This is a genomic window from Devosia sp. (genome assembly GCF_035944845.1).
Taxonomy (GTDB): domain Bacteria; phylum Pseudomonadota; class Alphaproteobacteria; order Rhizobiales; family Devosiaceae; genus Devosia_A.
Genome location: NZ_DASZAW010000111.1, coordinates 1 through 21,963, shown reverse-complemented (window position 1 = coordinate 21,963; position 21,963 = coordinate 1). Strand labels below are relative to the sequence as shown.

The following is a 21,963-nucleotide window of genomic DNA, read 5'->3' as shown; positions in this document are numbered from 1 at the left end:
CCTAGCTCGCCAACACGCGGGTTTGCGCCATCACCGGCAGCAGCGGCGTGCCGGTCGGCACGGCGACCGACGAGCCGGCCATCGTCACCACCGGCGCCCCGCCCACCAGCACCCGCACTGCCCCCACCACCCATTGCGCCGTGGCGCAGGGTGGGTTCGGCGTGCCGGTGAGGGCGCAGCCGGCCACCGCATAGGGGCTGGTCAGCGACACCACCGGCTGGCCCGACACGGTGACGCGCGGGAACGGCGCCAGCGGGTTGGCCTGGCCGGCGTGGCTGCAAAGGACGGTGGCGCCGAGGTGGAGGATGGGGGCTGGCATGGGCGCTCCTAGATCACCGTCAGGGCGCCGACATTCACGTCGACGGTCGGGCCGGTCATGTTGATGATCGCGCCCTTGCCATTGGAGATGATGATGCCGGTATCGCTGACCGAGATCATCGCCCCGGTCGCCGTCTGGATCAGGATGCCGCCGGTCGGGCCGGGCACATCGCTGATGACGATGCCGTTGTTGAGCTGGGTCTGCAGCGCGATGCCGTGGATGCCTGGCGGCACGAGGCGCGCGAGGGTCGGCAGTTCCACCCCGCTGCCCCAGTAGGCGCCCACCCAGATCGGGTAGCGCGGGTCGCCGCGCTCGAACTCGATCCACACGCCCGAGCCCATGGTCGGCACGGTGAACACGCCATTGTTGATGCCGGCCACCGGCAGGCATGGCATGGCCCAGCTGCCCGGGATGAACCCCGCGACATCGGGCACCGAGGCCTGGATGCGCCCCATCAGCTTGGGGTCGACATTGTTGGTCACGGTGCCGCGATACTTGCCGTAGAGTGGAGCCGGGGTCATGCTGGCACCGCTGGAAGGGTGGAAACGAGGGCGTTGCGGGCGAGCGAGAACGCCTGCTTGTAGGAGCCGCGTTCGATCTCGTGCGTCACGGTCTTGACGTAGTAGAGCCCGTCGAACGGCAGCCCGGCGCCGCGCACCCCGACGAGCTTGCGCGAGCGCAGCAGGCGGCCATATCTCGCGACATCCAGCGTGCCGGTGCCGAACACCGAGTCGCTGTTCTGGCCGGCATAGGCGATGCCCGCCATCAGCGCCTCCGCCGCACCCAGGTGGGCAGTGGAATCGAGCTTGACGATATTGGGCGGCAGGGGTGGCACCACGCCCAGCGGCGGGTTCAGCGGCGTAACGTCGGGGATCGGCACGCCGATCGGCAGCTTGCTGATCGGCTCCTGGAAGAACACGATCGGCAGCTTCTTCCGCCCCTTGTCGAAATTGAACGAGATCTGCTCGACATTGGTCAGCGCGTTCATGTTGGTGGTCAGCGCCGGCTGCGGCTCGCCCACCCGGATCTCCGGCCCCCAGTAGGCCTTCGATGTTCCCGGCACCGGGCCCGGCTCGAGGTAGAAGACATAGCCCGCCTCCTCGGCCAGCTGGCTGATATAGGCGTAGTCGCTGCCGCGCTGTTGCGGGATCTGGTCGATCGGCAGCGGCGGAATATCGATGATACCGGGGATCACCACCGGCATGACGCCGAGCACCGCGTATTTGGCCAGCAGCACCAGCACGCGCAGCGACGGCGGCGTGGCGGGAAATGGCAGGCCGGGGATTTCGATCACATCCATCAGGGCGGAAAGATCCTTGCCCTTGACCACCAGCCGCGACACCCCGCCCTGCCCCGGCTGGGTCTCGACATTGGTGGTCACCCCGTCGATCAGCGGGGTGGCGCTGCCATTGATGGTGACCACCAGCACCACCCGCATCAGCGGCAGGCTGCCGCCGCCGGTCAGCAGGAACAGGGTGCGGAGCGGCGAGGTGGGCGACAGCTCGAAAGTCAGTTCGAACCCGCTCTGCGCGGCCCCCGAGCCGTCCTCCACCTTCACCTTGACCAGCGCGTCGGTCACCTCCCGTGGCACCGGGAGCGGCACTGGGCCAACGCGCAGGGAGAGCTGGACGCCGCTTTGCATGATTGCTCCTAGGTGCCCGGCGGAACCGGGATGACGACGCGCGCCCCCAGTTCGTCCGTCAGCTCGAACGGGTCGATGACCTCGTTGGCGTCGGCGATGCGCCAGTAGAGTTCCGGGTCGCCAAAGGATTGGAAGGCCAGCCGGTCGGGCCGCTCGCCGGCCTGCACCAGATGCAGCCCCGCCGTGGCGATATCGCGGGCTTGCGGGATGAAGCGGCGCAGCACATAGGGCACCCCGGGCACATTGGCCGCGGCGCGGTAGAGCCCCAGCGGCACGCCGCTGTAGCGGCTGGCCGCGTCAAACGAGGTGGCCGGGATGGCGCCGGCTTCGATCAGCGCCTGTAGCGGGTCGGTGGTGCTCATGTGGCCTCCCTGGTCATGGCAGCCGCTCGAGGCCGATGGACGCCAGACTGGCGCGCCCCGCCTTGCTGGCCAGCGCCTCGCGCGCCCTGAGGTAACTGATAAAGACGGCGCCGCCCCGATGCGCGAAGCCGAGATCTTCGGTGCTCATCACCCGCAGGCCGAGGCTGACCTTGGCGCGGATCGGGTTGAGCTGGGTGTCGAAGGCTTCCTCGGTCACCGAGAAATCGGTGACGCGCACCGGCACCACGCGGCTGCGGCTCCACACGAACAGCACCAGCGGCGCCTCTGGCGGCAGGATTTCGAGCGTGCCATTGGCGGCCCGGGCCGCGATCGACAGCAACTCGTCGACACTGGGGTTGATCAGCGCTTCGAGCAGGGCCAGCTGCGGGCCGATGCCGAAACTCACCGCATTGGCATTGCTGCCGGGGAATTCGAGCTGGTCGGTGGCGTCGATCTCCGCCTCGAGCCGGATCGCCTCGACGGCCGGGCCCTTGAGCCGGAAGGGCTGGGCCCGTTCGCCGCCGCCCTCGCCGCCGGCGCCCTGCACCTGGTAGGTGCGGGTCAGCGTGTCCGGGTTGTATTGCAGCGCGATGGTGCTGCGAACCGCGCCCCCACCCGGCGCGAGGACCACCAGCCCACCCTTGATGACCCGCGGAGACGAGGTGAGGCTCATGGCGTCGCCCTCGCTGGAACGGGGCTATCGCAACCGGTTTTTTGCACCGGCTTCTCAGTGGTCCTCCACCGTGAAACGGGGGAGGGGGACCGCCGAAGCTGGTGGAGGGGGCGGCAGGATGCGCCGGTGTTTGTGGCCGCCCCCTCCACCAGCTTCGCTGGTCCCCCAGCGGTGAGCGCCCACTGGCGCTCAGCCGCGACCCCGCTGCGCGGTGGAGGATCACTGAGAGCCTGGTGGCTTCCATACGCGACATCCCTGCCCACCGAAGCGCGAACTGCCCGTTCAAACCATCCAGCAAAGCCCGGCATCACCTGAGCCCTCCGCCGTCGATGGAAAACGGCACCGTCGCCCCGCGCGGTGGCCTCAGCGTCGCCAGATAGTGCTCCAGCGTCGTCGGAGTGAAGCCGAGGCTGGCGGTGACCGTGCCGAGGGGCGTGACGATGAGGGCGAGCCCGCGCGCCGCGGCAATCCATTCGCCGCCCGCCAGCACGCCCACGCCCCATTCGACATCCCGCCGCACCATCGTCGCGGCGTCGAAGGCCGGCGCCGGCAGCGGCGCGCTCAACAGGTCGCATTCGGTGAGCACGACGCGATCGCCATCGTGCCAGACGGTGATCGGGGCGCGCGCCAGCGACGACCGGGTGACCAGCGTGCCGTCTTCCCCGAGCCGCGTCGTCGCATCGAGCGTCTGCGCCGGACCGAACGCGGCGACGAGGCTGCCGAGCGCGCACTCGGCCGGCAGGCCGGCAAAGGCCGCCCAATCGCCGTTGAGCAACGCCATCGTTGCCGCACTGCAGGAGACCGAGGGCGTGCTGATCTCGGCCATCACGGCCCTCCGATCAGGTCGACGCGGCCCTGGAAATAGGCCGCATAGAGGTTGTGGAGCCCGACCACCCCGACGAGGCGCACTGCGTGCTCGTAGGTGGCGTAGCGCCGGTGCGGGATCTTCGGCACGAGGTTGGCGTCGTAGGGCAGCTTGGCCGCAACCGCATCGGGCTCGACCTTTTCGCGCACCGCCTTGGTGCTGGTGCGCTTGATGGCGCTGGACCAGGCGATTTCGGTGAGCAGAGAATCCACCCCCTCGATCAGCGTATTGCCCTGCGTGCTGTGCTCGCCGCCGAGCTTTTGCGCGTAGGTGTCGTAGGGGCCGGATTTGAGCTTGTGCAGGTACTCGTGCATCAGCGTGAAATACATGTCCCACAGGAACCGCCGGTCCTCGGCCGGCGTGGGCTTCTTGAACAGCTGGATGTGGATATCGCCGCCGCGCTGATAGGCATCCCAGCCGCGGCCGATCTCGAACAGGCGCTTGGAGTCCGAGGACACCAGCGGATCCCCGACCTTGCGGATGATCTTGGCCTCGTCGTTGAGGGCGGCGGAATTTTTGTCGAACGATGGCGACGCGTCATGTGCTTCGTTGATGCCGGCCATCCGGTTGGCGTTGACCGTGGGGTCGGTGCTGCGATCGTTCTGGATCAGGTAGTAGAGCCAGAACATGGCGCTCGACTTTTCGTAAGCCGGGTTAGCGGTCCGCAGATCCTGCTCGACCTGCCACACATCGCGCAGGTTGCCCTTGGCCGTCAGCTTGCCGCCGGCGTCGCGCTTGTCGGCCTGGAAGGCGGTAACCGCCCCCTTGTTGTAGAAACTGGCGAACACCAGGTCGACTTCATCCTTGGCCTGGTTGGCGATCACCTGCATGTCGTCCATCGAGCGCGCCTTGGTCTTGTCGGCATGCGCCTTCTCGTCCCGCGGTGCGCCGAAGCGCGCATGCGCCTCTTTGATGATGTCGGGAACCCGCTTCTTGACCTTGTCTTCGTAGGTATCCTTGCTGCCCTTGACGGCGGCCGGGTTGAAAACCGGCGCCGGCGGTGGCGGCAGCCCCTTGGCGGCGGCCTGCACTGCCGCCTGGGTTTGCGGCGCAATGGCGTCGGTCGCCGCCTTCTTGGTGGCGGCATCGAGCGGCGTGGTGAGCTTCTGGTAATCGGCGGCCACCTTGGGCGCCCCCATGGCGATATCGCGCGCCGTCCCCTGCAGCACCAGGTCGAGCAGCAGCACTTCGCCGAGCAGCAATTCGCGACGGCGGCCGAGCGTATCCTTCTTGTCCTGGGTCGGGGCGGCGTCGATATCCTGCCAGATCGTATCGGCCTGCGCGTCGCGCCGCGCCCGGTCGGCCGACAGATCCTTGACCGCGGTGGCCTGCTGGGCCGAGGGCAGCGCCGACAGCTGGGCCTGCAGCCGCGGCGCCTCGGCGCGGATCATGCTGTCGACCATACCGGCGCGCTTCGACTTGTTGCGATCGCGGATGAACAGCCCGATCTGGATGATGATGTCGGCAACCACCGCGCGCATCGCGGCGGCGCCATAGGGCGCGGTGACTTCGAGCACCGGCTCGGGCGCGAACACCAGCGGCTTGCCGGTGAACACCGCCTTGTAGCCGCCGACGAGGATCTGGTTGTAGAACGCCCGGAGGCTATCGAGCTCATCGCCCTGGAAGTTCTTGTACAGCCGATCGGCATCGACCTTGGGCAGGATCACCTCGAGATCGGGCCTTGCGCCGCGCTGCAGCAAGGTGAGGATGGCGCGCTCGCTGTCATTGGCGGTGTAGCCGTGCAGCATTTCTTCGATCAGCAGCACCTTCATGTCCGGGGAGAGCCCGAAGGCGTCCCCGCCCTGGCGCCACCTGCGCACCACGCCGCGCGCCTTCTCCTTGCTGTCGCCCTTCTTCTCGATCTTGCCGCTGTCGCGCAGCACCTTGAGATAGGCGAGCAGGTCCACATCCTTGGCGGTGCCGGCGTCGAACACCTCGATATCGGCCACCTCCTTGCGCCACACCGGGCCGTTGGCGCGGCCGGCATCCATGGCGTGATGCGCCAGCTCGTGCGCCAGCAGCCGCTGGCCGCGCGGCAGGCCGGGCTGCCAGCGCCCCGCCCCGAAGACGATGTGGTTGCCGCTGCTATAGGCGGCAGCGCCGATCAGCGCGGCGGAGCGCTGCGCCGCGGCATCGTGATGGATGCGCACATTGGAGAAGTCGCGGCCGAAACGCGGCTCGAACAGCGCCCGCGCCGCGCCGTCGAGCGGCTGCCCGCGGCTGCCCAGCACCTCGTTCACCAGCGCCGGGGAGGGCGCGCCGCCGCTCGTCGGCCCCGCTGCCTGCGGCATCGGCACCGGCCGCGCGCCGCTGAGCACCGGGGCTACGGCGCGATCGGCCTGCTGTTCCAGCGGATGGCTCGCCGGCATGATCCGGCGCGGTGCGGCAGCGGTCGCCGGCTGGGCCGGGGCAGCGATGCGGGGATTAGCGGCGGCCATGGCGCCCCCTCCCCGAACTGGTGTTCGCCGCGGCCGGCAGTTGCGCCGCAATGATGGCGGCAAGCCTCGTCACCGGATCTGCCGCCGCCTGCGGACCTGCTGCTCCCCCCGCGAGCTCTGCCGCTATGGCCGATTGCAGCCGTTGCCCGAACTCGGCCCGCGTGCCCGCGCCGAGCGCCCCCGGCTCGACCACCACACGGCCGATACGAACCTGAACCTGCGCGGCGGCAACCGGCTTCATGCCACACCTCGCGCCAACTCGGTGCCGAAGCTGCGTTCGAGCTTGGCGAACTCCTCGCGCGCCGCGGCGACGAGGATAGGCTGGCTGATCGCCTCGCCCGCATCGGCAGCCTTGAACGCCGCGTTGAGCGCGATGCTGCGGATATTGCCGCCGGCGAGGCTCAACTGGGCCAGCGCCCGGAAGTCGATCTCCCCCACCGGCGCCTCGCGCGGGAACTGGCGCCGCCAGATCTGTTCGCGCGCCGCGGCATCGGGGAACGGGAAACTGATGACGAAGCGGATGCGCCGCATGAAGGCGCGATCGAGCGCGCTCTTGAAATTGGTGGTGAGGATGGCGAGCCCGCGATAGGCCTCGACCTGTTGCAAAAGGTAGGCGATCTCGATGTTGGCGTAGCGGTCGTGGCTGTCCTTGACCTCGCTGCGCTTGCCGAAAATCGCGTCGGCTTCGTCGAACAGCAGCACGGCGCCGCTTGCCTCGGCGGCATCGAAGATCTGCTTGAGGTTCTTTTCGGTCTCCCCGATATACTTGCTGATTACCGTCGCGAGGTCGACCCGGTAGAGATCGAGCTCCACCTCGTTGGCGATGGCCTCGGCGGCGAGAGTCTTGCCGGTGCCGGACTCGCCGGCAAACAGCGCCACGAGGCCACGCCCGCTGTCGCTGCGCGTGCCGAACCCCCACTCGTCATAGACCCGGTCGCGCTGGCGCAGCTGGCGGGCGATATCGCCGAGCAGCAGCCGCTGGCCCGCCGGCAGCACCACATCGTCGAGCCTTGCCTTGCTGTCGATGCGGCGCGCCAGGTGCTCGAGCCCGCCGCGCGCGGCGCTGCGGGCAGCCGACCACACCGCTTCAGGCCGCGCCGCGGGCGGGAGACTGGCGATCTCGTCGATGATCGAGCTGATTGCTGCCGGGCCAAGGCGGAACTGCGATCCTGCGCGCTCGATTTCACGGCGCACCGCTGGCTGGCTGCCGGCGCCGGCCTGCAGCCACTCTGCCAGCACGGCGCCGTTGGCCCGGCCGTCGCGCCGCGGCAGGGTGAGCCGGATGACCCGCCGCGCCACCGGCAGCGCCGCGAGAGCGCCGGCGCCGTCGCCCCCCAGCCAGAGCAGCGGACACTCGAGGCGCTGCAGCAGGGCCCGCCCGGCGGCCTCGTCCTGAGGCTGCTCGACAGCCAGCACGAGGCCGGCATTGCTGAGCGCCATTTCGCGCTCGAGGCGGCGCGCGAGGCTCGTCAGCGAACCCGGGTCGGTGGGCAGCCCGCCGGCTGCCATCCACAGCGCCAGCCGATGCCCCGAGCGGCCGATCGCCGCCAACGCATGGTCGCGCCGCATCGCGGCATCGCCCCCGCCATCGAGCACGATGATCGGCTGCTCGCCGGCCGCATCGCGCAACAGCCGCTCGGCCCGCAGCACCACCGGCTGGGCGCCGAGCCCCGCGACATCCGGCTCGACCTCGATCGTCGCGGCATAGGCTTCGACGATCGGGTCGCGCGCCGCGACGCCCGCCACATAGTGGACGAGGTGCTCGTCGACGAACAGCGCCGCGTCGGCCAGCGGCCGGCCGGGCTCGAGCTGCAGCATGCCCCAGCGGCGCAGCGGCGCCTCGGGCGACAGCGCATCCCAATGCGGCTCGACCAGCAGCGACAGGGCAAGGGCAAAGCTCGGGCGCCCTGCCCCGAGCGGATTGAGCTCGGTGACGAGCCGCCTGAGCCGCACGTCGAGCTCCACCCCGACAAGCAGCAGCAGCAGCTCGCGCTCGAAGGCGGAAAGTCCGAACATCGCCGCGCCATGCACCAGCGCCGGCACGAAATCGGAAGGGATGTACGGCTCGACGCAATCGGCCGGCGCCTCGCTCGCCTCGGCGCCCGCCTCGAGGCGGGTGAGTAGCCGCGCCACCGCCTCGATCAGCCATTGCCGGTTGAGGCTGGTCCAGCTCGGCAGCGGCACCGCAGTTTCGCTTCTCTTGCCGGGGATCGCGTTCATGCCGGCACCGCCAGTTGCTGGCTGGGGTCGAACGCCGGTGCGTCGCCGCTTCGATCGACCAGGAGGCTATCGACCCCGTCGACCCGCAGCCGCACCCTGGGGGTGCCGGCCGGCAGCGCATCGGGGAAGACGAACACCAGCGGATCGGCCGGCAGGGCCCGCGGCTCCGCCACCGCCTCGGCCGTATCGAGCAGCAGGCTCGCCCGCTGCGCTGGCCGCACCCGCGGGCGCGACCGCATCTCGACCGTCACCACCTGCGGCGCACCGCCGCGCACCACGGTCGCTGCCGGCAAGCTGAGCCCCGCATCGGCCGCCAGCACCGCCACCGGGGCGATCTGCAGCGGCACGGCGTTGGTCTCGCGCGGGTTGGCCTCGCCTTGCGGCGTCAGCACCACGCTGACCACGAACTGCCCCGCTGCAAGGTTGGTCTGCGCCGCGGCCGTGTTGGGCAGGGTGAAGGTGATCCGGCCCGCAGCCGCATCGACGGCGCTGGCGTTGAGTTCGAGTGGCGCGGTGAACAGCCGGTGGCTGAGCCGCACCCGGTGCCCTGCCCCGACGAGCCGGGTTCCGGTGATGGTGACCACTTCGCCGAGCCGCGCCGCCGTCTGCTGGTTCGGCGGTGTCGCGGCGGTAAGCGTCGGCAGCGGCGACAGCAGGTCGGGCGTCACCGCGACACCACGGTCGCGATGGGTGGCCGGATCGATGATGCCGCGCGACAGCACCGGCAGCGGCGCCACCGCCGGCCGCGTGCCCTCGATCAGCACCACCGAGACGAGGTACCCCGACGACGGACGATAGTGCGACTGGATGGCCGACCAGAGCTTCGACATATCGTCGCCCGACATGCCGGCCGGCGTGATCTTGATCTGCTCCACCTGGTCGGCGAGATCGGAAGCCGTCAGCGCCTGGAAGGCCGGCGGCATCAGCCCGGCAGGCAGCGGGCTCGGCGCCAGCGCCCGCCGGATCGCTGCGCGATCGAGCAGCGGCCGCTCGTGCAGCAGGTGCATGGCGTAGCCGAGCAGGATCTCCGCCTGGAAATCGAGCCGGCCATAGGCGGTGATCATGTAGTGGAGGTCGAGCGCCAGGGGCGCGTTGCTGAGCCGCTCGCCGCTCACCGCGCCGCGCGATGGCAACCCGGCATTGCGCCAGCCGGGATTGGGCGTCACCTGGTGGAGAAAGAGGTTGAGCCGTGGCCCCTCGTTTTCGGCCTCGAGGTCGATGGTATCGGGGGCCACCGCGCTGACATTGACGGTGGCGCCCATGGCGTTGCCCGCCTCGATCAGGCCATTGTCGAGCAGGTTCCGCAGCACCGCACTGACCGCACCGATGGCAAGCGGCGAACTCATCTTCGCCCCCCGCCATTGCCGCGCAGATAGTCCGACAGCGACACCGAGGGCGCCGGCGGCTGCCGCGGCCCGCGCTGCGGCGCGGCAACCGGGGCGGTTGCCGCCCGCACCTCGATGCGGTCGATCGTGACATTGATGACCGGCGGCCCCACCGTGGAGCGGACCGCTGCCACGGCCGCTTCACTGAGGGGACGCCGGGGCGCCGGCAGAACCTGGGCTGGCGCGAGTGCCGGTGGCGTGGCCGGGCGGGCGGCCGCTTCGAGGCGCGCCGCTGTTGGCTGCGGCCGGGAGGCTGGCGCTGCCTGCGGCTGTGGCGGGATCGCGGCAACCGGGGCGGCTTCGCGAGCGACCGGCCGCTCGCCGGGCTGTGGCTGGGGAGCGGTCGGCTTCACGCTGGCCTTCGGCTCGGACACGTCCGCCACCTCGCGCGGCGCGGGCATGCTCCGGCGCGGCGCGGCAACCTCGCTCGGCTCCTCGACCGAGGGGCGCGCGTCGGCAGAGCGAGGCGGCGATGGCGGCTGCAGAGGCGCTGCCGCGACCAGCGGCTGATATGCCGTTGCCGGCCCTATCACCGCCGTCTCGCCGGGCAACGGCCCGGCAAAGCGCGGCGGCAGCACCAGCCGGGCGGCACCCGGGGCCGAGCCCGTTGCCATGGCCAACAGCCGGGCGACGAAGCCGCTCATGATGCGTCGCCCAGTTGCAGGTAGGCGGCGCGGCGCAGCGGCGACAGCGACAGGATTTCGCTTTCGGTCCAGCCATATTGCCGCGCCAGCGCATCGACGCTGAGCAGCGTCTCCTCGGCGGCCTGCTGCACTTCCCGCCACAGGGTGTCGCCGATATCGAGCCCGGCCGACCACTGGGCGCTGCATTCGGGACAGCTGAGCTCGAAGCTCACCAGCGCCGCCGGATCGAGCAACGCCAGTTGCGCCTCGATGGCCTCGAGCTCCGCCGCGCTCGCATCCGAGAAATCCATGGCGCCGCCGGCACAGCGGGCGATCAGCGCCAGGCTCGCCTCGCGGACGTCGTCGATCGAGGCGATGGCCTCGAGGTCCTCGACCTCAGGGGGCCGCAACTGCACCTCATGCCCGCGCCAGTCGAGCGTTAGAGCGTCAACCGGCTCGGTGGGCTCGAGCGCCTCGAGCAGGCTTCCCGCATGGATGTCGAACCCGCAATCGGCGCCACAGGCCGGGCAGCCGGCCCGCAGCGACCAGGGGCGATCGAACAGCGCCTGGCGCAGCGCCAGGAGCCCCAGGTTGCGCGCCCCCAGCCGCGCCGGAACCCTGTCCCGCGCGGCCAGCAGCGCATCCTCGCGAGCCCGGCGATCCAGCGTTCCCGCCGATTCCCAGAGGCGCAAAATCTCAGCCTCGCGATTGGGCTGCGAAAGTCCGGGCATGGCTCAGTCCTGCTCAGGCCGGCTCGGTGAAACGCGGCTCGCTGGGCTCGACCACATCGAGGTCGCGCTCCCAACCCTCGTTCTCGAGCTTGATGGTCTGGATCGCCACCGCATTGGCGTTGGCATCGAGATCAGGCAGGGCCTGGAACTCCGACACCCAGCAGCGGAAGACCTTGTAGGCGATCGCCAGCTGGCCGGCCTCGTTGTAGAATTCGAGGATGATGTCCTTGCGGAAATCCTGCAGCGACACCTCGGCCCCCAGCCCCGAGCCGAAATTCCACACCTTGTTGGCCCAGCGCTCGAATTCCGGGTCGTGGGTGACGCCGCGCTCCAGCGTGATCGCCTCGAACTTGCTGCGCCCGGGCGATTTGCGGCCGGTCGAGGGGTCTCCCCCCTCGCGATGCTCCACCACCTCGGTGGTGCGTTTCAGCGCCGACACCTTGCTGATGCCGGCAACGTAGCGCCCATCCCATTTGATGCGGAACTTGAAGTTCTTGTATGGGTCGAAGCGCTGCGGATTGACGGAAAACTGAGCCATTTAGCTTGTCCTCTCTGGCGCCTCAGGTCGGGATATCCCCGGCCATCTGCTGGATTCTGATGACGACGAATTCGGCGGGCTTGAGCGGCGCGAAGCCGACATAGATGTTGACGATGCCCTGGTTGATGTCGGCCTGCGTGGTGGTTTCGCGGTCGCATTTGACGAAATAGGCCTGGCGCGGCGTCGTGCCCTGCAGCGCCCCCTGCCGGAACAGCCCCTGCATGAAGGCGCCGATATTGAGCCGGATCTGCGCCCAGAGCGGCTCGTCGTTGGGCTCGAACACCACCCATTGCGTGCCGCGATAAAGGCTCTCCTCGAGGAACAGCGCCATCCGCCGCACCGGCACGTATTTCCATTCCGAGCCGCGATCGTTCTGCCCGAACAGGGTGCGCGACCCCCACACCACATTGCCGTAGATCGGCAGCGTGCGCAGGCAATTGACCCCGAGCGGGTTGAGCTGGCCGTTCTCGGCATCGCTCATGGTGATGGCGAGGCCGGCCGCGCCGTTGATCGCCGCTTCGCTGCCGGCCGGGGCCTTCCAAACCCCGCGGCTCGCATCGGTGCGGGCGAACACGCCGGCGACGAACCCGCTGGGCGGGAAGCTCCGCAGTGCGCCGCGCTGCAGCGGATCGGGCGCCCGCACCCAGGGGAAGAACACCGCCGAGTTCGCCGCCCCCGAGCCGAGCGGCACATTGGCCGAGCTCTGCATATCGGTGACGTCGGAATTCTCGTCCGGATCGACAATCAGGAAGGCCCGGCGATCGACGCAATGCCCCTGGATGGTGCTGAGCGTCGTCGGGTCGAACTCGCCCGGAATGCACACCATGTTGAACAGGTCGATCCGGTCGGTGATGCTGCCGAGCCCGAACACTCCGGCATCGAGCAGTGCAGTCTGGAAACCGGCGGTGCCGGGCACCAGCACCGTGCCGTCGCCTCCACCGGCCAGCAGGTCGCCGTCGGGGCCGTTATCGGCCGGCGCCGCCCCCGGCCCGGGGTTAGGCGTGGTGACGGTGATGAAGGCGGAATTGCCGTTGATGACGCTCTCGGCAAAGCGCGGATCGGTGCGCGACATCGAGAGGTTCTGGAAGCTTTCGAGCACGGCGTTCTGGTGGTCGGGGTCGATCACCTCGACGCTGAAGCGGGTGGCGTCGTCGGCGCGCTGCGTGGTCCTTATGGCATAGACATCGGCCCAGGTGCCGGGCGAGCTCGCATCCACCGTCAGGTCGCCCAGCACCACCTGCGAGGTGGCATCGCCGTCCGACAGCCGCACCACATAGGCGTCGCTGCCGCCATTATCGAAATATTGCCGCACCGAATGGCCGAGCACGGTGCGCGGGTCGAGCCCGCCATAGATCCGCTCATACTGGGCAAAGCTGGTGATGCGGCTGGCCCGGGTGGTCGGCCCGCGCGGCGCCCAGCCCAGGAACAGCGTGATCGACGTCGCCACCCCGGTGATGGTCCGCACGCCGCTCGGAACTTCCTCGATATACACTCCAGGCTGCAACAGGGCCGTAGGCATCGCGTCATCTCCATCCCGTTAAGCATGGTCGCCAGTACGTTGATTTATGGCCGTTATTCGAGGTTGGCCTCTGATCCCGGGGGGCCGCGGTCCGCATTGCTCCCGCCCCCGACATGAGACGGCGACCATAACATGTGGGGGTGCCGCCCGAATGAGCCGTCGGATATGGGCCCCTGCCCGACGGTCTGGGTCCCCATGGATCAAACGGTCCAGGCCGCGGTTGCGCCGCGCGGGCAAGCGACCAGGCGCGCCCTGCCTTGCGGGACGCCGCGAAACGGCGATCGGAGCTGGTGTTTCCGCCTAGTCGGTGGCGCTGCTGCTAGCGATGCAGCGAGCCACCGCCGCCATTGGGCAGGGTGAGTGGCGTCCTGGGCGAAGCGGCCTGGAAAAGGTGTGCCGCCACCTCGGCGCGGCGGCTCACCCCGAGCTTGCTCAGGATGCTGTGCACGTGGTTTTTCACCGTCGCATCGTGGATGCCGAGCCGCCGCGCAATGTGCTTGTTGGGCAGGCCCTCGCCCATCAGCAGCACGATTTCCCGCTCGCGCGGGGTCAGCGTTTCATCCCCGCCCATCGGGGGCCGGGCTTTGCGCGCCCCCAGCAGCCGGAACAGCATCCCCGCCGTCTGCGGCGAACAGACCAGTTCCCCCCGCACCGCCGAATGGATGGCCGAGGCGATATCCTTGAGCGAGCCGGTCGAGCTGACAAAGCCGGCAATGCCGGCCTCGGCGCAGGCGATGACATCGGACTCCGCCTCGACCACCCCCAGCGCCACCATCTTCACCTGAGGCATCGCCACCCTGAGGGCGCGCGAGCGCTTCAGATCCATCGACACGGTGAAATCGATGAGCAGCACATCGGGGTTGAGGGCGGCAATCCTGAGCGGATGGATCGCGTGGTTCGAGGCGCCCACCACCTCGATGCTGGCCTCCCGCGACAGCGCCATCACGATGCCTTCGAGCAGGATATGCGTATCGCTGAGGACAAATAAGCGCGGTCCCTTGCCCGGCGAATTCTCAGAGAAACCGTCGCTGATCGTCACTTTAGCAGCTCCCAAATCGCTATTTCAGATACGTAGTTTCCGGAGCGCCCCTACAATATCTACCTGACGCAACTATCGTATTCAAGCGACCTACTCGCCGAAGGGAGCATCAAGCAACAGTTTCTCTGCCCACTACGAAAGCAATGCATCGCGCTGCCTTCGGCAACTCCTGCTCAGATCAATCGTCAGAAAATTCGCTTCAACTTTTGTTCAGAGCGTACACTTCTGTACCAAGCAACCGCCTGAGCTTCGCTGGGCATGGCGTCTCCAACCCATTTGCTTGATTCGGCAGCGGACCCGCCCCGTTCAATCGGCCAGGGCTGCGGCGGCCCGCTTCGGCGGGCGCGCTGCCGATATCCGGCTCGCACCGCCGGTTGTTCCGAGGCTCGGAAGTGTGTCGGCGGCAACCCCCACGCGAACGTCGCGCCCGCCCCCCTCCGCGGGCATGCCCTGCGTGAACAAAACAGAAACACCCAGTGACTCCCGCCTCCGGAGCGTGTAACCATGCGCCTTATCTTGGGGGATTTTTTGAATGAACTGGTACTATTCGACGGGCGCCGACCCGGTCGGGCCGCATAGTGAAGACGATATCGCCAACCTGCTTCACTCGGGCAAGCTCAATGCCAAGACGTTAGTCTGGCGCAAAGGTTTCGCCGATTGGACCGCCCTCGCCGATACCGGAGAGTTCGCGGCCTTGCTTGATGCGCCGCCGCCTCCGCCAGTCCCGTCGGCCCGCCCGCAAGCAACCGGACGCGACACCGGCGATCACCCCGGGGATGAACTGCTGGTCGATGATCGCATCGATGCCCCTCGCGAGGCGGATCGCCTTGTCGGCGACGATGAGCCCGAACCGGCCTTCACCCTGGCGCCAGCCGCCGCAGCACCTGCCCTCGCCGGCCCGTGGACGCGCTATTTCGCCCGTTCGATCGACATATCGATCATCGCCACGGTCCTGCTGACCGGTTTGTTTCTGCTGCTGCCGCTGGTGAGCCCGCAGCTCTACTACCAGCTCTACTTCGTCGACATCCGCGCGCTGGTCTTCCTGGCGGTGCCGGTGGCGCTGTTCATCAACGCCATCATCATCACCCTTTGCGGCAACTCGCTGGGCAAGGCCATTTTCGGCATCCGGGCCGAACCCATCGCTGGTCGCCCGCGCTTCGGCTTCGGTTCCAACCTGCTACGCGAGTTCCGCGTCTGGGCCCAGGGCCTGGCGCTGGGCATCCCGCTGCTCAACTTCTTCACCATGATCCCGGCCTACCGCGCCGTGCTGCGCGGCGCCCCGGCGCCCTATGATATCGGCACCGCCACGGTGCGCGCCTATTCGCAAAGCCCCGTGCGCCGCACGCTCGGCATGCTGTTTGCCCTCGCTCTCTATGCGGGTATCACCGTGCTGAACGGCCTCGACCGCGCCGCCCTCGACGGGCTCGAGCGCCCCACCAGCTGGCTCAACCCCACCACGCAGATCACCGCCACCATCCCCGCCGGCTGGGAGTACCAGGCCGTTGCCGGCCCCGATGGCGCAGCCATGCCGGCCTTCGTCAACATGAAAACCGGCGTCGTGGCCCTGTTCGCCGTCGAGACCGCCAACATGGACATGGCCGCCTACGCCGCCGGCCTCACCCAGGGTCTCGGCGCCAACGTTACCCTCGGCGCCTGGTCGATGTCGAACCAGCCGGGCATCTGGACGGCAAGTGGCGCGATGCTGCCGGGGGGCCACCCGACCACCATCTACGCCACGCAGCTCGGCAACCAGTTCTGGCGCATCGTCTACCTCGACCAGCTCACCACCACGCCGCGCGTCATCGTCGAAACGGAAATGAGCGCGGCGTTATTCAGGAGTGCGGGGGTGGGTGTTGGGCAATGAGCGACGAGGACCTCGTGCGGGGCATCAAGGCCCTGGTCGTCGACGCGACCCGCGACACCCCCCGCATGACGCCAGAGCAGGTTGCAGCGCGGGCTGCCGCCGAGCGACGGGAGGCGATGGAAGCCATCTACCGGCGCAGCCCCGGCCTCTACGAGGCGGTCACCGAGATCACGAGGCGGGTGCAACGCAAGCAGGAACGTCGCCACCTGCTCCGCCGCGTCCTGGTGCTGCTGGTCATCCTGCTGCTTTGCTTCGTGTTCGCCGCCATCGAAGACGCTTACACTTGAGCTGACCGGCTTCGAGGACATGCGGCGGGCAGCGGCCACTGCGCGGGTCAACCCATGGGTTGACGGTTGCCCGACGACCGTCAACCAATTCATTGACAAGACGGCGCCGCCGACCTCGCGCAGCGCAACGACCGACGCCGGCAATACATCGCCGCGCTCCGCGCCGCCGATAGGCAGGATTATGTGCCGCTGCTGGCATTTGCCGGCTTACGCGGCGCGCCCTGATCGGCCCCGCCCCCGAGAGCTACTGGCGGCCCCTGCCCCACCTTGCCGCGATACGGGAACACACCTGCGTCCCAAGCGACAGCCGGCTTGTCCTTAGCCGCATAATAAGGAACCAGGCATACTGGATTGCTCAAGCCCGGCGCCCGAGTCGAACCGCTGACGGCCGGGCGGGGGTTCGAGCTGCAGGCGAGCCTGAGAGGCGGGGCGCAGCGGACTGCGCCCCGCCCCCCTCACGCCACCTCCGCCAACGCCGCGCCCGCCTCCCCCTGCCCCGCCGGCTCGGCCAGCAGCGCCAGCGCAATATCGTGCTGGTTGCGGCACCAGCGCTCCACCCGCCCCCGCGCCTTCGCCACTGCAATATCGTCGGCCACATATTCCACCCGTCGCACCAGCCGCCGATCGGAGCTGCTTGCGCGCGGCGCGCTGACCGAGAGCGGCACGCCGAAGCGGGCGGGATCTTCGTCGATCGTCACGTCCCAGACTTCGCTGGTCACCGGGCGGACGCTCATGGTGCAGATCGAGGCGATGCCGGCGGTGATGAGGAGGTCGAGGGCATGGGTCTTGAGGCCGAGGGCGTGGCGGATGGTTTCGGCATCGAAGGGCCAGGGGCCGCGGGCGATCAGGTAGGAGGTCATTGCCGGCTCCAGGGGTGATGCGGCTAACGGTGCATTAATGCACTATCCTCGTCAAGCGCAGCCGTGCAGGATTGCACATCACGCTGCAGTCACGACACCGACTCGACTCCGGCGTGGCCCTGGTGTTTGAATGTGAACAAACAGTGAACTTTGAGGGATTGCGGAGTGGTGACCTATTACGTGGTGCAGGGGTATTTGCGCGGGAAGAACGGCTATCCGATCCCCGAGGAAAGCCGGGAGGTGCCCAATGAACGCTATGCCCGGGCGCTGTGCGAGCGGCTGATGGCCGACCGCATGGCGGCGGTGGCGTTTTCGCGCAGCGGTGACCCCTCAACCGGGGAGTGGCAGGATGCCGAGGTGATCTGCCGGCTGGGGGCAGTGTCGGATGAGCTGCTGGCGGAGGCGGCGGCTTGAGGGTTGGGGCAGCACCCTGCCCCGCCGCACACCCCCTCCGAGCTGCGCTAGCTCGCTGACGCTCCCAAGCTTCGCTTGCCTCCCCCGTCAAGGGGGAGGTGGGCATCGGGGCCGGGGTGTGATCCTGCCCGCCATTGTCGACCCACACGCGGTGTCACCCCGGCGAAGGCCGGGGCCCATCCTGAGATGGTGGCGGGATGAGCAGAACGTAGGTGGATGCTGCGAGCCTGACCTCGTGCCCGGCAGCCAAGTTTAGTACGTGGGGCTCCCCCCTCCCACCGCGAAGCGGTCCCCCCTCCCCCGCAAGCGGGAGAGGGAGTCCTGACTGCGGGCTTCGGTGCACGAGGTTAGCGACGCGACGCGCGCTTGGAGCGGAGCGACGAGCGGCTCGGGTTAGCTCCGGCTGGATTCGGTGCGCTACTAAGGCGCTTCGTACTTGCCCACCACGCGGTGGCAGATCGGCCAGATGCGGCGGGATTCGGTGAATTGTTTGGCCGGGTTCCACTGCTCGAGCTGCCACTCGCGATCGTTCCAGCCGTTGAGCCGCTTGATGATCGCTTCGGCATCCTCGCCCCCCGGCGGGGTGTGGAAGAACACGTGGTTGCGGCCGCGGGCCGGTTTGAGGTGCGGGTTGATCCAGGCGACGTCGCCTTCCCAGAATTCGGGGTTCATCGAGCTGCCATCGACGATCAGCCCATAGGCGCCCTGCACCCCCTCGAGCGCGGCGGGCATGGCCATGTGGTCGACGAAATCGGAGCTGACGATCAGCTTGCCGTCGCCGCCCATGGCGCCCGAAAACACCGGCAGCCGGTTGCGCCGGCCGCTGAGCACCACCTGCTCGCCCGGCACGTAGCGCACCGGCTGGCCCTCGATGCGCTTGGCCGGCGCTTCGGCGAACCCCGGCGCGTTTGCCGGCGCGACGGGGTCGGCGTTGTAGCCGGCGGCAAAGCCGAGGAAAGCGATGCCGGTGGCCGCCTCGATCTTTTGCAGCGTGGTGTTGGTGAGCGCGAACTTGTACTCGGCCGAGTTCAGCGGCCGGGTCAGCGTGGTCGATGAAATGCCGGCCTTGAGCGCGAGGCCCGTCGGCGACAGCCCGGTCAGGCTGAGAACGTGCCGGATGTAATCGACGGCGAGCTGGTTGGGTTCTGGCATCTGCACAGGCTAGCACCTTTATGCACGAATGCATCATGCATTCGCACTTGACGAACTGTGCATTAATGCTCAGTTTATGTCCCCATGAACAGCGGCGCGGCGGCTTCGAGTCGCCGTGCCGGCCGGGCGACTGACCGCCCGGCCCTGACTTCACACCACCGCTTCGCGGCGCCCCGCCCCGCGAGCCACCCGACCACCCCGCCGCCGGCGCGCTTCGTGCCGGTGCACGCCACCGCCATGCCCACGGAGTGCCCCGATGCTACTCTATCGCCAGTCACGCCTCGCCCCGGTGCGGGCCGCCGATGCGAGCCCCAGCCAACAGGCCTATGCCGAGGAGCGGCGGGCCCGCGAGGCGCGCATCCGCCGCGCTGCGCAACACCCCCTCCCCGCCTCCAACCTCACGGTGCGGCCGTTCCGCGCGTTTCCACCGGCACCGTTACCGCTGCCGCCGGCGGAGAGCTTGCCGGACTATCGCGAACCGGCGCCTTACGACACGATGGAGTTCACGGCGCGATCCCTCGTCGTCGCCCCGGCGGCTCCGCGAGGGATCACCGCCCGCGAGATCATCGATGCGGTGGTGGCGAAACACGGGGTGAGCCGGGCCGAGCTCGCCAGTGCGTCGCGGCGGGCCCCGATCACCGCGGCGCGGCGCGAGGCGAGCTGGCGCATCCGGCATGAGGTGCTGGTCAATGGCCGGCAGATCAGCCTGCCCGAAATCGCTCGCCACCTCGGCGGCCGCGACCACACCACGGTGCTCTACAACATCCGCCGCTACGAGGCGGAGCTGGCCGGAGCGTTTTCAGGAAAAGCTGCAGACTATTCCACCTCGAAAGCGCGACCAGACAAGACCACTCAGGCTGGCGCGCGATGAGCCAGCCCTGGTTCAAGTTCCAGCCCGCCGCCTGGCGGGGCGATCAGGCGCTGCGCGCCGTCAGCCTCGCGGCGCGCGGGCTGTGGATCGAATGTTTGTGCATCATGCACGAGGCCAAGCCATATGGGCACCTGGTGCTCAACGGCACGGCGATCGGTGACGAAACCCTGGCTCGCATGACAGGGGTGCCGGTGGACGAAGTTCGCGCGCTTATGGCGGAGCTTCGGCAAGCCGGCGCCCTCAGCGTGGCGAGCACGGGCGTCGTGCTATCGCGCCGCATGGTCAAGGACCATGAACGCGCCAATCTGGGGCGCAAATCGGCCAATCGCCGCTGGGCGCAAGCCACTGACAGCACAGCACAATCGGGCGCCCCCAATGGGTCGGCCAATGGGCCACCCAGTGCTGAGACTCGAGACTCAAGATTCCCCCCTTTGATCCCCCAGGGCGCCACGGCGCCTCGGGGGGCCGGAAGGGTTTCACGTCGCAGCAGCAAGGGCGCCGCGGCGCTGCTCGAGCAAGCACGGAGAATGCAGGATGAACAGGCAGGATCAGGGCCGGGCGCTCGAAGCGATAGCGACGCTGCTGGCGGGTTTCCCCAGCTCCAACTCGGCGATCGGTGAGGCAACGGCCATGGCTTACCTCCGCGCCGTCGATCACTGCCCGCTCGTCGCCATCGAGGCCGCCTGCACGGCGTTCCTCCGCGGCCAGGTGGCGGGCCACAACCTCGATTTTGCGCCCACCGCGCCGCGGCTCGCAGCACTCGCCGATGCACTGGCGGAAGCGGCCCGCGCGCTCAGCGAGGGGCCGCGGCTGGTGCGCTACCGGATGGGCGAGAGCCCGCCTGAGGGCACCGTGGCTCTGGGCGGCCGCACCGATGATTGGCGCGGCCCGAGCCGGGTGCGGCTCATCGCCGGGAGGACGCACTGATGCCGCTCACGGAGATCGAAACCGCGCCCGGCTTCCGGGTCTTCGTCCGCCGCTGCGATCGCTGCGGCGCCCCGCACGCGCCCTATGGCAAGGGCAGCCTCAGGCAGGCCATCCGCAGCAATGACCTCGGCAAGCTGAAATGCTGGTGCGGGCCCGATGGCTGCCGCGCCGCAGGCCGGGAGGCCGCGGCATGACCTGGTCCGAGACCGGCGCCGAGCGCCGCGGCGGCAGCCGCAAGACCTTTATCGAACGCATCCGCGAAGTGGCCGCCGAATATTCCGATCGTGGCCTCGGCGCCACCGCGGCAATGGCAGAAATCCGGGCGGCCTTGCGCGCCCTCGACCGACAGCTGAAGGAGGCCGGCAATGGCAGCGTGGTACGCAGTACGGACACGGGCGAAGGGCGAGCGCGAGGCGCTGCGCCAGCTCGAGCGGGCGGGCTTCGAGGCCTACCTGCCGCAATACCGCATCGAGCGCTTCAACCGAAGGCTGCGGGTGAACAAGGTCACGACGCTCTGCCACTTCCCGCGCTACCTGTTCGTCGAGCTGGAGCGGCTCGAGGATACCTCGAAAGTCCTCGCCTGCACTCCGGTGCTGGAGCTGCTGCCGGGCCGGCCGCACCCGCCGCAGCCGATCCCGACCTCCGATGTGCTGGCGCTCCGGCAAGCCGAGGCAAACCAGCTGCTCGATGATACCGATGCCGCCCGCCGCCGCCGCGGCGAGACAGTAAGGCAGAGCCTGAGCGCCATGCAGAAGCGCCTCACCGGCAAGCCGGTCCGCATCGCCGCCGGGCCGTTCACCAGCTTTGCCGGGACGGTCGAAGCGGTGGAATCGCTCGGCCGGCTGCGGGTGCTGCTCGATCTGTTCGGCCGGCCGACCCCGGTGGAGCTGCGGCCGGGCCAGGTGGAGGAACTGGCGGCGTGAGGGTGGTGGCTGCCAAAACCCCCTCTCTGGCGAGAACTAAGGACTTAGCTCTCGCTAAGCCCAAGTTTTCGCTTTCTCCCCCGCCAAGGGGGAGAGTCCCGACTGCTGCGCTGGTGCAAGTGGGAGGCACTGATCATCTCCCCCTAGGCGGGGGAGAAAGCAAAATCTTGGGTTTAGCCGTTTGGCTAAGCCTTAGATTTTGCAAGAGAGCATCTGTGTTCTCGGTCAAGCTGTTTTGGGCTGAGTAGGCTCCCATAGGCGGTTCTGCGTGAGCAGGGCGTTCGCGAGGACGACGAGCTTACGCATCACGA

At 68.7% G+C, this 21,963-nt stretch carries 24 protein-coding genes; 7 read left to right on the top strand and 17 right to left on the bottom strand.

All coding sequences use genetic code 11. From position 1 onward, the window contains the following. Position 1 precedes the first annotated feature (1 nt). From VGV07_RS22225 to VGV07_RS22155, 15 genes are all read right to left on the bottom strand, one after another. A complete protein-coding gene (locus tag VGV07_RS22225; RefSeq protein WP_326870929.1) occupies positions 2-319 on the bottom strand; it encodes a hypothetical protein in 318 nt (105 codons plus the stop codon). 8 nt (positions 320-327) lie between these two features. After that, positions 328-840, bottom strand: a complete 513-nt coding sequence (locus VGV07_RS22220; protein ID WP_326870928.1) for a phage baseplate assembly protein V — start codon at positions 838-840, stop codon at positions 328-330. Continuing rightward, a complete protein-coding gene (locus tag VGV07_RS22215; protein WP_326870927.1) occupies positions 837-1,961 on the bottom strand; it encodes a hypothetical protein in 1,125 nt (374 codons plus the stop codon). Before VGV07_RS22215 ends, VGV07_RS22220 begins: the two co-directional genes overlap by 4 nt. 8 nt (positions 1,962-1,969) lie before the next feature. Further along, entirely contained in the window at positions 1,970-2,323 is a 354-nt protein-coding gene (locus VGV07_RS22210; RefSeq protein ID WP_326870926.1) for a baseplate wedge protein 53, read from the bottom strand. 13 nt (positions 2,324-2,336) lie between these two features. After that, the gene (locus VGV07_RS22205; protein WP_326870925.1) at positions 2,337-2,996 is read right to left on the bottom strand and encodes a hypothetical protein; all 660 of its coding nucleotides are present in this window, start codon (positions 2,994-2,996) and stop codon (positions 2,337-2,339) included. Between the two features lie 307 nt (positions 2,997-3,303). Next, positions 3,304-3,822: a hypothetical protein gene (locus VGV07_RS22200; RefSeq protein ID WP_326870924.1), complete on the bottom strand. Its 519-nt coding sequence runs from the start codon at positions 3,820-3,822 to the stop codon at positions 3,304-3,306. After that, positions 3,822-6,299, bottom strand: coding sequence for a DUF4157 domain-containing protein (locus VGV07_RS22195; RefSeq protein WP_326870923.1), 2,478 nt, complete (start codon positions 6,297-6,299; stop codon positions 3,822-3,824). Before VGV07_RS22195 ends, VGV07_RS22200 begins: the two co-directional genes overlap by 1 nt. Beyond that, entirely contained in the window at positions 6,286-6,540 is a 255-nt protein-coding gene (locus VGV07_RS22190; RefSeq protein ID WP_326870922.1) for a hypothetical protein, read from the bottom strand. The genes VGV07_RS22195 and VGV07_RS22190 overlap by 14 nt, the downstream gene beginning before the upstream one ends. Next, the gene (locus VGV07_RS22185; protein ID WP_326870921.1) at positions 6,537-8,519 is read right to left on the bottom strand and encodes an ATP-binding protein; all 1,983 of its coding nucleotides are present in this window, start codon (positions 8,517-8,519) and stop codon (positions 6,537-6,539) included. Before VGV07_RS22185 ends, VGV07_RS22190 begins: the two co-directional genes overlap by 4 nt. Beyond that, the gene (locus VGV07_RS22180) at positions 8,516-9,865 is read right to left on the bottom strand and encodes a DUF4255 domain-containing protein (protein WP_326870920.1); all 1,350 of its coding nucleotides are present in this window, start codon (positions 9,863-9,865) and stop codon (positions 8,516-8,518) included. The genes VGV07_RS22185 and VGV07_RS22180 overlap by 4 nt, the downstream gene beginning before the upstream one ends. Beyond that, positions 9,862-10,548: a hypothetical protein gene (locus tag VGV07_RS22175; protein ID WP_326870919.1), complete on the bottom strand. Its 687-nt coding sequence runs from the start codon at positions 10,546-10,548 to the stop codon at positions 9,862-9,864. Before VGV07_RS22175 ends, VGV07_RS22180 begins: the two co-directional genes overlap by 4 nt. Continuing rightward, a complete protein-coding gene (locus tag VGV07_RS22170) occupies positions 10,545-11,258 on the bottom strand; it encodes a hypothetical protein (protein ID WP_326870918.1) in 714 nt (237 codons plus the stop codon). Before VGV07_RS22170 ends, VGV07_RS22175 begins: the two co-directional genes overlap by 4 nt. Positions 11,259-11,271: 13 nt before the next feature. Beyond that, positions 11,272-11,796, bottom strand: coding sequence for a phage tail protein (locus VGV07_RS22165; RefSeq protein WP_326870917.1), 525 nt, complete (start codon positions 11,794-11,796; stop codon positions 11,272-11,274). 22 nt (positions 11,797-11,818) lie between these two features. Further along, on the bottom strand, positions 11,819-13,315 hold the full coding sequence (locus VGV07_RS22160; RefSeq protein ID WP_326870916.1) for a phage tail sheath family protein: 1,497 nt from the start codon (positions 13,313-13,315) through the stop codon (positions 11,819-11,821). Between the two features lie 319 nt (positions 13,316-13,634). Then, a complete protein-coding gene (locus VGV07_RS22155; protein ID WP_326870915.1) occupies positions 13,635-14,354 on the bottom strand; it encodes a response regulator transcription factor in 720 nt (239 codons plus the stop codon). Between the two features lie 532 nt (positions 14,355-14,886). Between VGV07_RS22155 and VGV07_RS22150 the strand changes: the two genes are divergently transcribed. Both VGV07_RS22150 and VGV07_RS22145 read left to right on the top strand, forming a co-directional pair. Next, positions 14,887-16,218 (top strand): RDD family protein, encoded by a 1,332-nt coding sequence (locus VGV07_RS22150; protein ID WP_326870914.1) that lies wholly within the window; start codon positions 14,887-14,889, stop codon positions 16,216-16,218. Beyond that, positions 16,215-16,505 carry a hypothetical protein gene (locus VGV07_RS22145; protein ID WP_326870913.1) on the top strand — a complete coding sequence of 97 codons (291 nt, stop codon included), beginning with the start codon at positions 16,215-16,217 and terminating at the stop codon, positions 16,503-16,505. The genes VGV07_RS22150 and VGV07_RS22145 overlap by 4 nt, the downstream gene beginning before the upstream one ends. Before the next feature lie 455 nt (positions 16,506-16,960). On the opposite strand, the gene VGV07_RS22140 is transcribed toward VGV07_RS22145, so the two are convergent. Then, positions 16,961-17,365 (bottom strand): hypothetical protein, encoded by a 405-nt coding sequence (locus VGV07_RS22140; protein WP_326870912.1) that lies wholly within the window; start codon positions 17,363-17,365, stop codon positions 16,961-16,963. A gap of 165 nt (positions 17,366-17,530) precedes the next feature. Here VGV07_RS22140 and VGV07_RS22135 point away from each other — a divergent pair, with 165 nt between their 5' ends. Continuing rightward, a complete protein-coding gene (locus VGV07_RS22135; protein ID WP_326870911.1) occupies positions 17,531-17,779 on the top strand; it encodes a hypothetical protein in 249 nt (82 codons plus the stop codon). Between the two features lie 420 nt (positions 17,780-18,199). On the opposite strand, the gene VGV07_RS22130 is transcribed toward VGV07_RS22135, so the two are convergent. Then, positions 18,200-18,931, bottom strand: coding sequence for a S24 family peptidase (locus VGV07_RS22130; protein ID WP_326871049.1), 732 nt, complete (start codon positions 18,929-18,931; stop codon positions 18,200-18,202). A gap of 256 nt (positions 18,932-19,187) precedes the next feature. Between VGV07_RS22130 and VGV07_RS22125 the strand changes: the two genes are divergently transcribed. The 4 genes from VGV07_RS22125 (at position 19,188) to nusG (ending at position 21,652) form a co-directional block, all read left to right on the top strand. Then, positions 19,188-19,802: a helix-turn-helix domain-containing protein gene (locus tag VGV07_RS22125; protein WP_326870910.1), complete on the top strand. Its 615-nt coding sequence runs from the start codon at positions 19,188-19,190 to the stop codon at positions 19,800-19,802. Between the two features lie 534 nt (positions 19,803-20,336). Further along, positions 20,337-20,729, top strand: a complete 393-nt coding sequence (locus tag VGV07_RS22120) for a hypothetical protein (protein ID WP_326870909.1) — start codon at positions 20,337-20,339, stop codon at positions 20,727-20,729. Beyond that, a complete protein-coding gene (locus tag VGV07_RS22115) occupies positions 20,729-20,923 on the top strand; it encodes a hypothetical protein (protein ID WP_326870908.1) in 195 nt (64 codons plus the stop codon). The genes VGV07_RS22120 and VGV07_RS22115 overlap by 1 nt, the downstream gene beginning before the upstream one ends. A gap of 171 nt (positions 20,924-21,094) precedes the next feature. Next, complete coding sequence (nusG, locus tag VGV07_RS22110) at positions 21,095-21,652, top strand: transcription termination/antitermination protein NusG (RefSeq protein WP_326870907.1); 558 nt, start codon at positions 21,095-21,097, stop codon at positions 21,650-21,652. Positions 21,653-21,963: the final 311 nt, after the last annotated feature.

Coding starts and splice junctions, on each gene's coding strand:
- VGV07_RS22225 (WP_326870929.1), bottom strand. CDS start 319: ATGCCAGCCCCCATCCTCCACCTCGGCGCCACCGTCCTTTGCAGCCAC.
- VGV07_RS22220 (WP_326870928.1), bottom strand. CDS start 840: ATGACCCCGGCTCCACTCTACGGCAAGTATCGCGGCACCGTGACCAAC.
- VGV07_RS22215 (WP_326870927.1), bottom strand. CDS start 1,961: ATGCAAAGCGGCGTCCAGCTCTCCCTGCGCGTTGGCCCAGTGCCGCTC.
- VGV07_RS22210 (WP_326870926.1), bottom strand. CDS start 2,323: ATGAGCACCACCGACCCGCTACAGGCGCTGATCGAAGCCGGCGCCATC.
- VGV07_RS22205 (WP_326870925.1), bottom strand. CDS start 2,996: ATGAGCCTCACCTCGTCTCCGCGGGTCATCAAGGGTGGGCTGGTGGTC.
- VGV07_RS22200 (WP_326870924.1), bottom strand. CDS start 3,822: ATGGCCGAGATCAGCACGCCCTCGGTCTCCTGCAGTGCGGCAACGATG.
- VGV07_RS22195 (WP_326870923.1), bottom strand. CDS start 6,299: ATGGCCGCCGCTAATCCCCGCATCGCTGCCCCGGCCCAGCCGGCGACC.
- VGV07_RS22190 (WP_326870922.1), bottom strand. CDS start 6,540: ATGAAGCCGGTTGCCGCCGCGCAGGTTCAGGTTCGTATCGGCCGTGTG.
- VGV07_RS22185 (WP_326870921.1), bottom strand. CDS start 8,519: ATGAACGCGATCCCCGGCAAGAGAAGCGAAACTGCGGTGCCGCTGCCG.
- VGV07_RS22180 (WP_326870920.1), bottom strand. CDS start 9,865: ATGAGTTCGCCGCTTGCCATCGGTGCGGTCAGTGCGGTGCTGCGGAAC.
- VGV07_RS22175 (WP_326870919.1), bottom strand. CDS start 10,548: ATGAGCGGCTTCGTCGCCCGGCTGTTGGCCATGGCAACGGGCTCGGCC.
- VGV07_RS22170 (WP_326870918.1), bottom strand. CDS start 11,258: ATGCCCGGACTTTCGCAGCCCAATCGCGAGGCTGAGATTTTGCGCCTC.
- VGV07_RS22165 (WP_326870917.1), bottom strand. CDS start 11,796: ATGGCTCAGTTTTCCGTCAATCCGCAGCGCTTCGACCCATACAAGAAC.
- VGV07_RS22160 (WP_326870916.1), bottom strand. CDS start 13,315: ATGCCTACGGCCCTGTTGCAGCCTGGAGTGTATATCGAGGAAGTTCCG.
- VGV07_RS22150 (WP_326870914.1), top strand. CDS start 14,887: ATGAACTGGTACTATTCGACGGGCGCCGACCCGGTCGGGCCGCATAGT.
- VGV07_RS22145 (WP_326870913.1), top strand. CDS start 16,215: ATGAGCGACGAGGACCTCGTGCGGGGCATCAAGGCCCTGGTCGTCGAC.
- VGV07_RS22140 (WP_326870912.1), bottom strand. CDS start 17,365: ATGACCTCCTACCTGATCGCCCGCGGCCCCTGGCCCTTCGATGCCGAA.
- VGV07_RS22130 (WP_326871049.1), bottom strand. CDS start 18,931: ATGCCAGAACCCAACCAGCTCGCCGTCGATTACATCCGGCACGTTCTC.
- VGV07_RS22125 (WP_326870910.1), top strand. CDS start 19,188: ATGCTACTCTATCGCCAGTCACGCCTCGCCCCGGTGCGGGCCGCCGAT.
- VGV07_RS22120 (WP_326870909.1), top strand. CDS start 20,337: ATGAACAGGCAGGATCAGGGCCGGGCGCTCGAAGCGATAGCGACGCTG.
- VGV07_RS22115 (WP_326870908.1), top strand. CDS start 20,729: ATGCCGCTCACGGAGATCGAAACCGCGCCCGGCTTCCGGGTCTTCGTC.
- nusG (WP_326870907.1), top strand. CDS start 21,095: ATGGCAGCGTGGTACGCAGTACGGACACGGGCGAAGGGCGAGCGCGAG.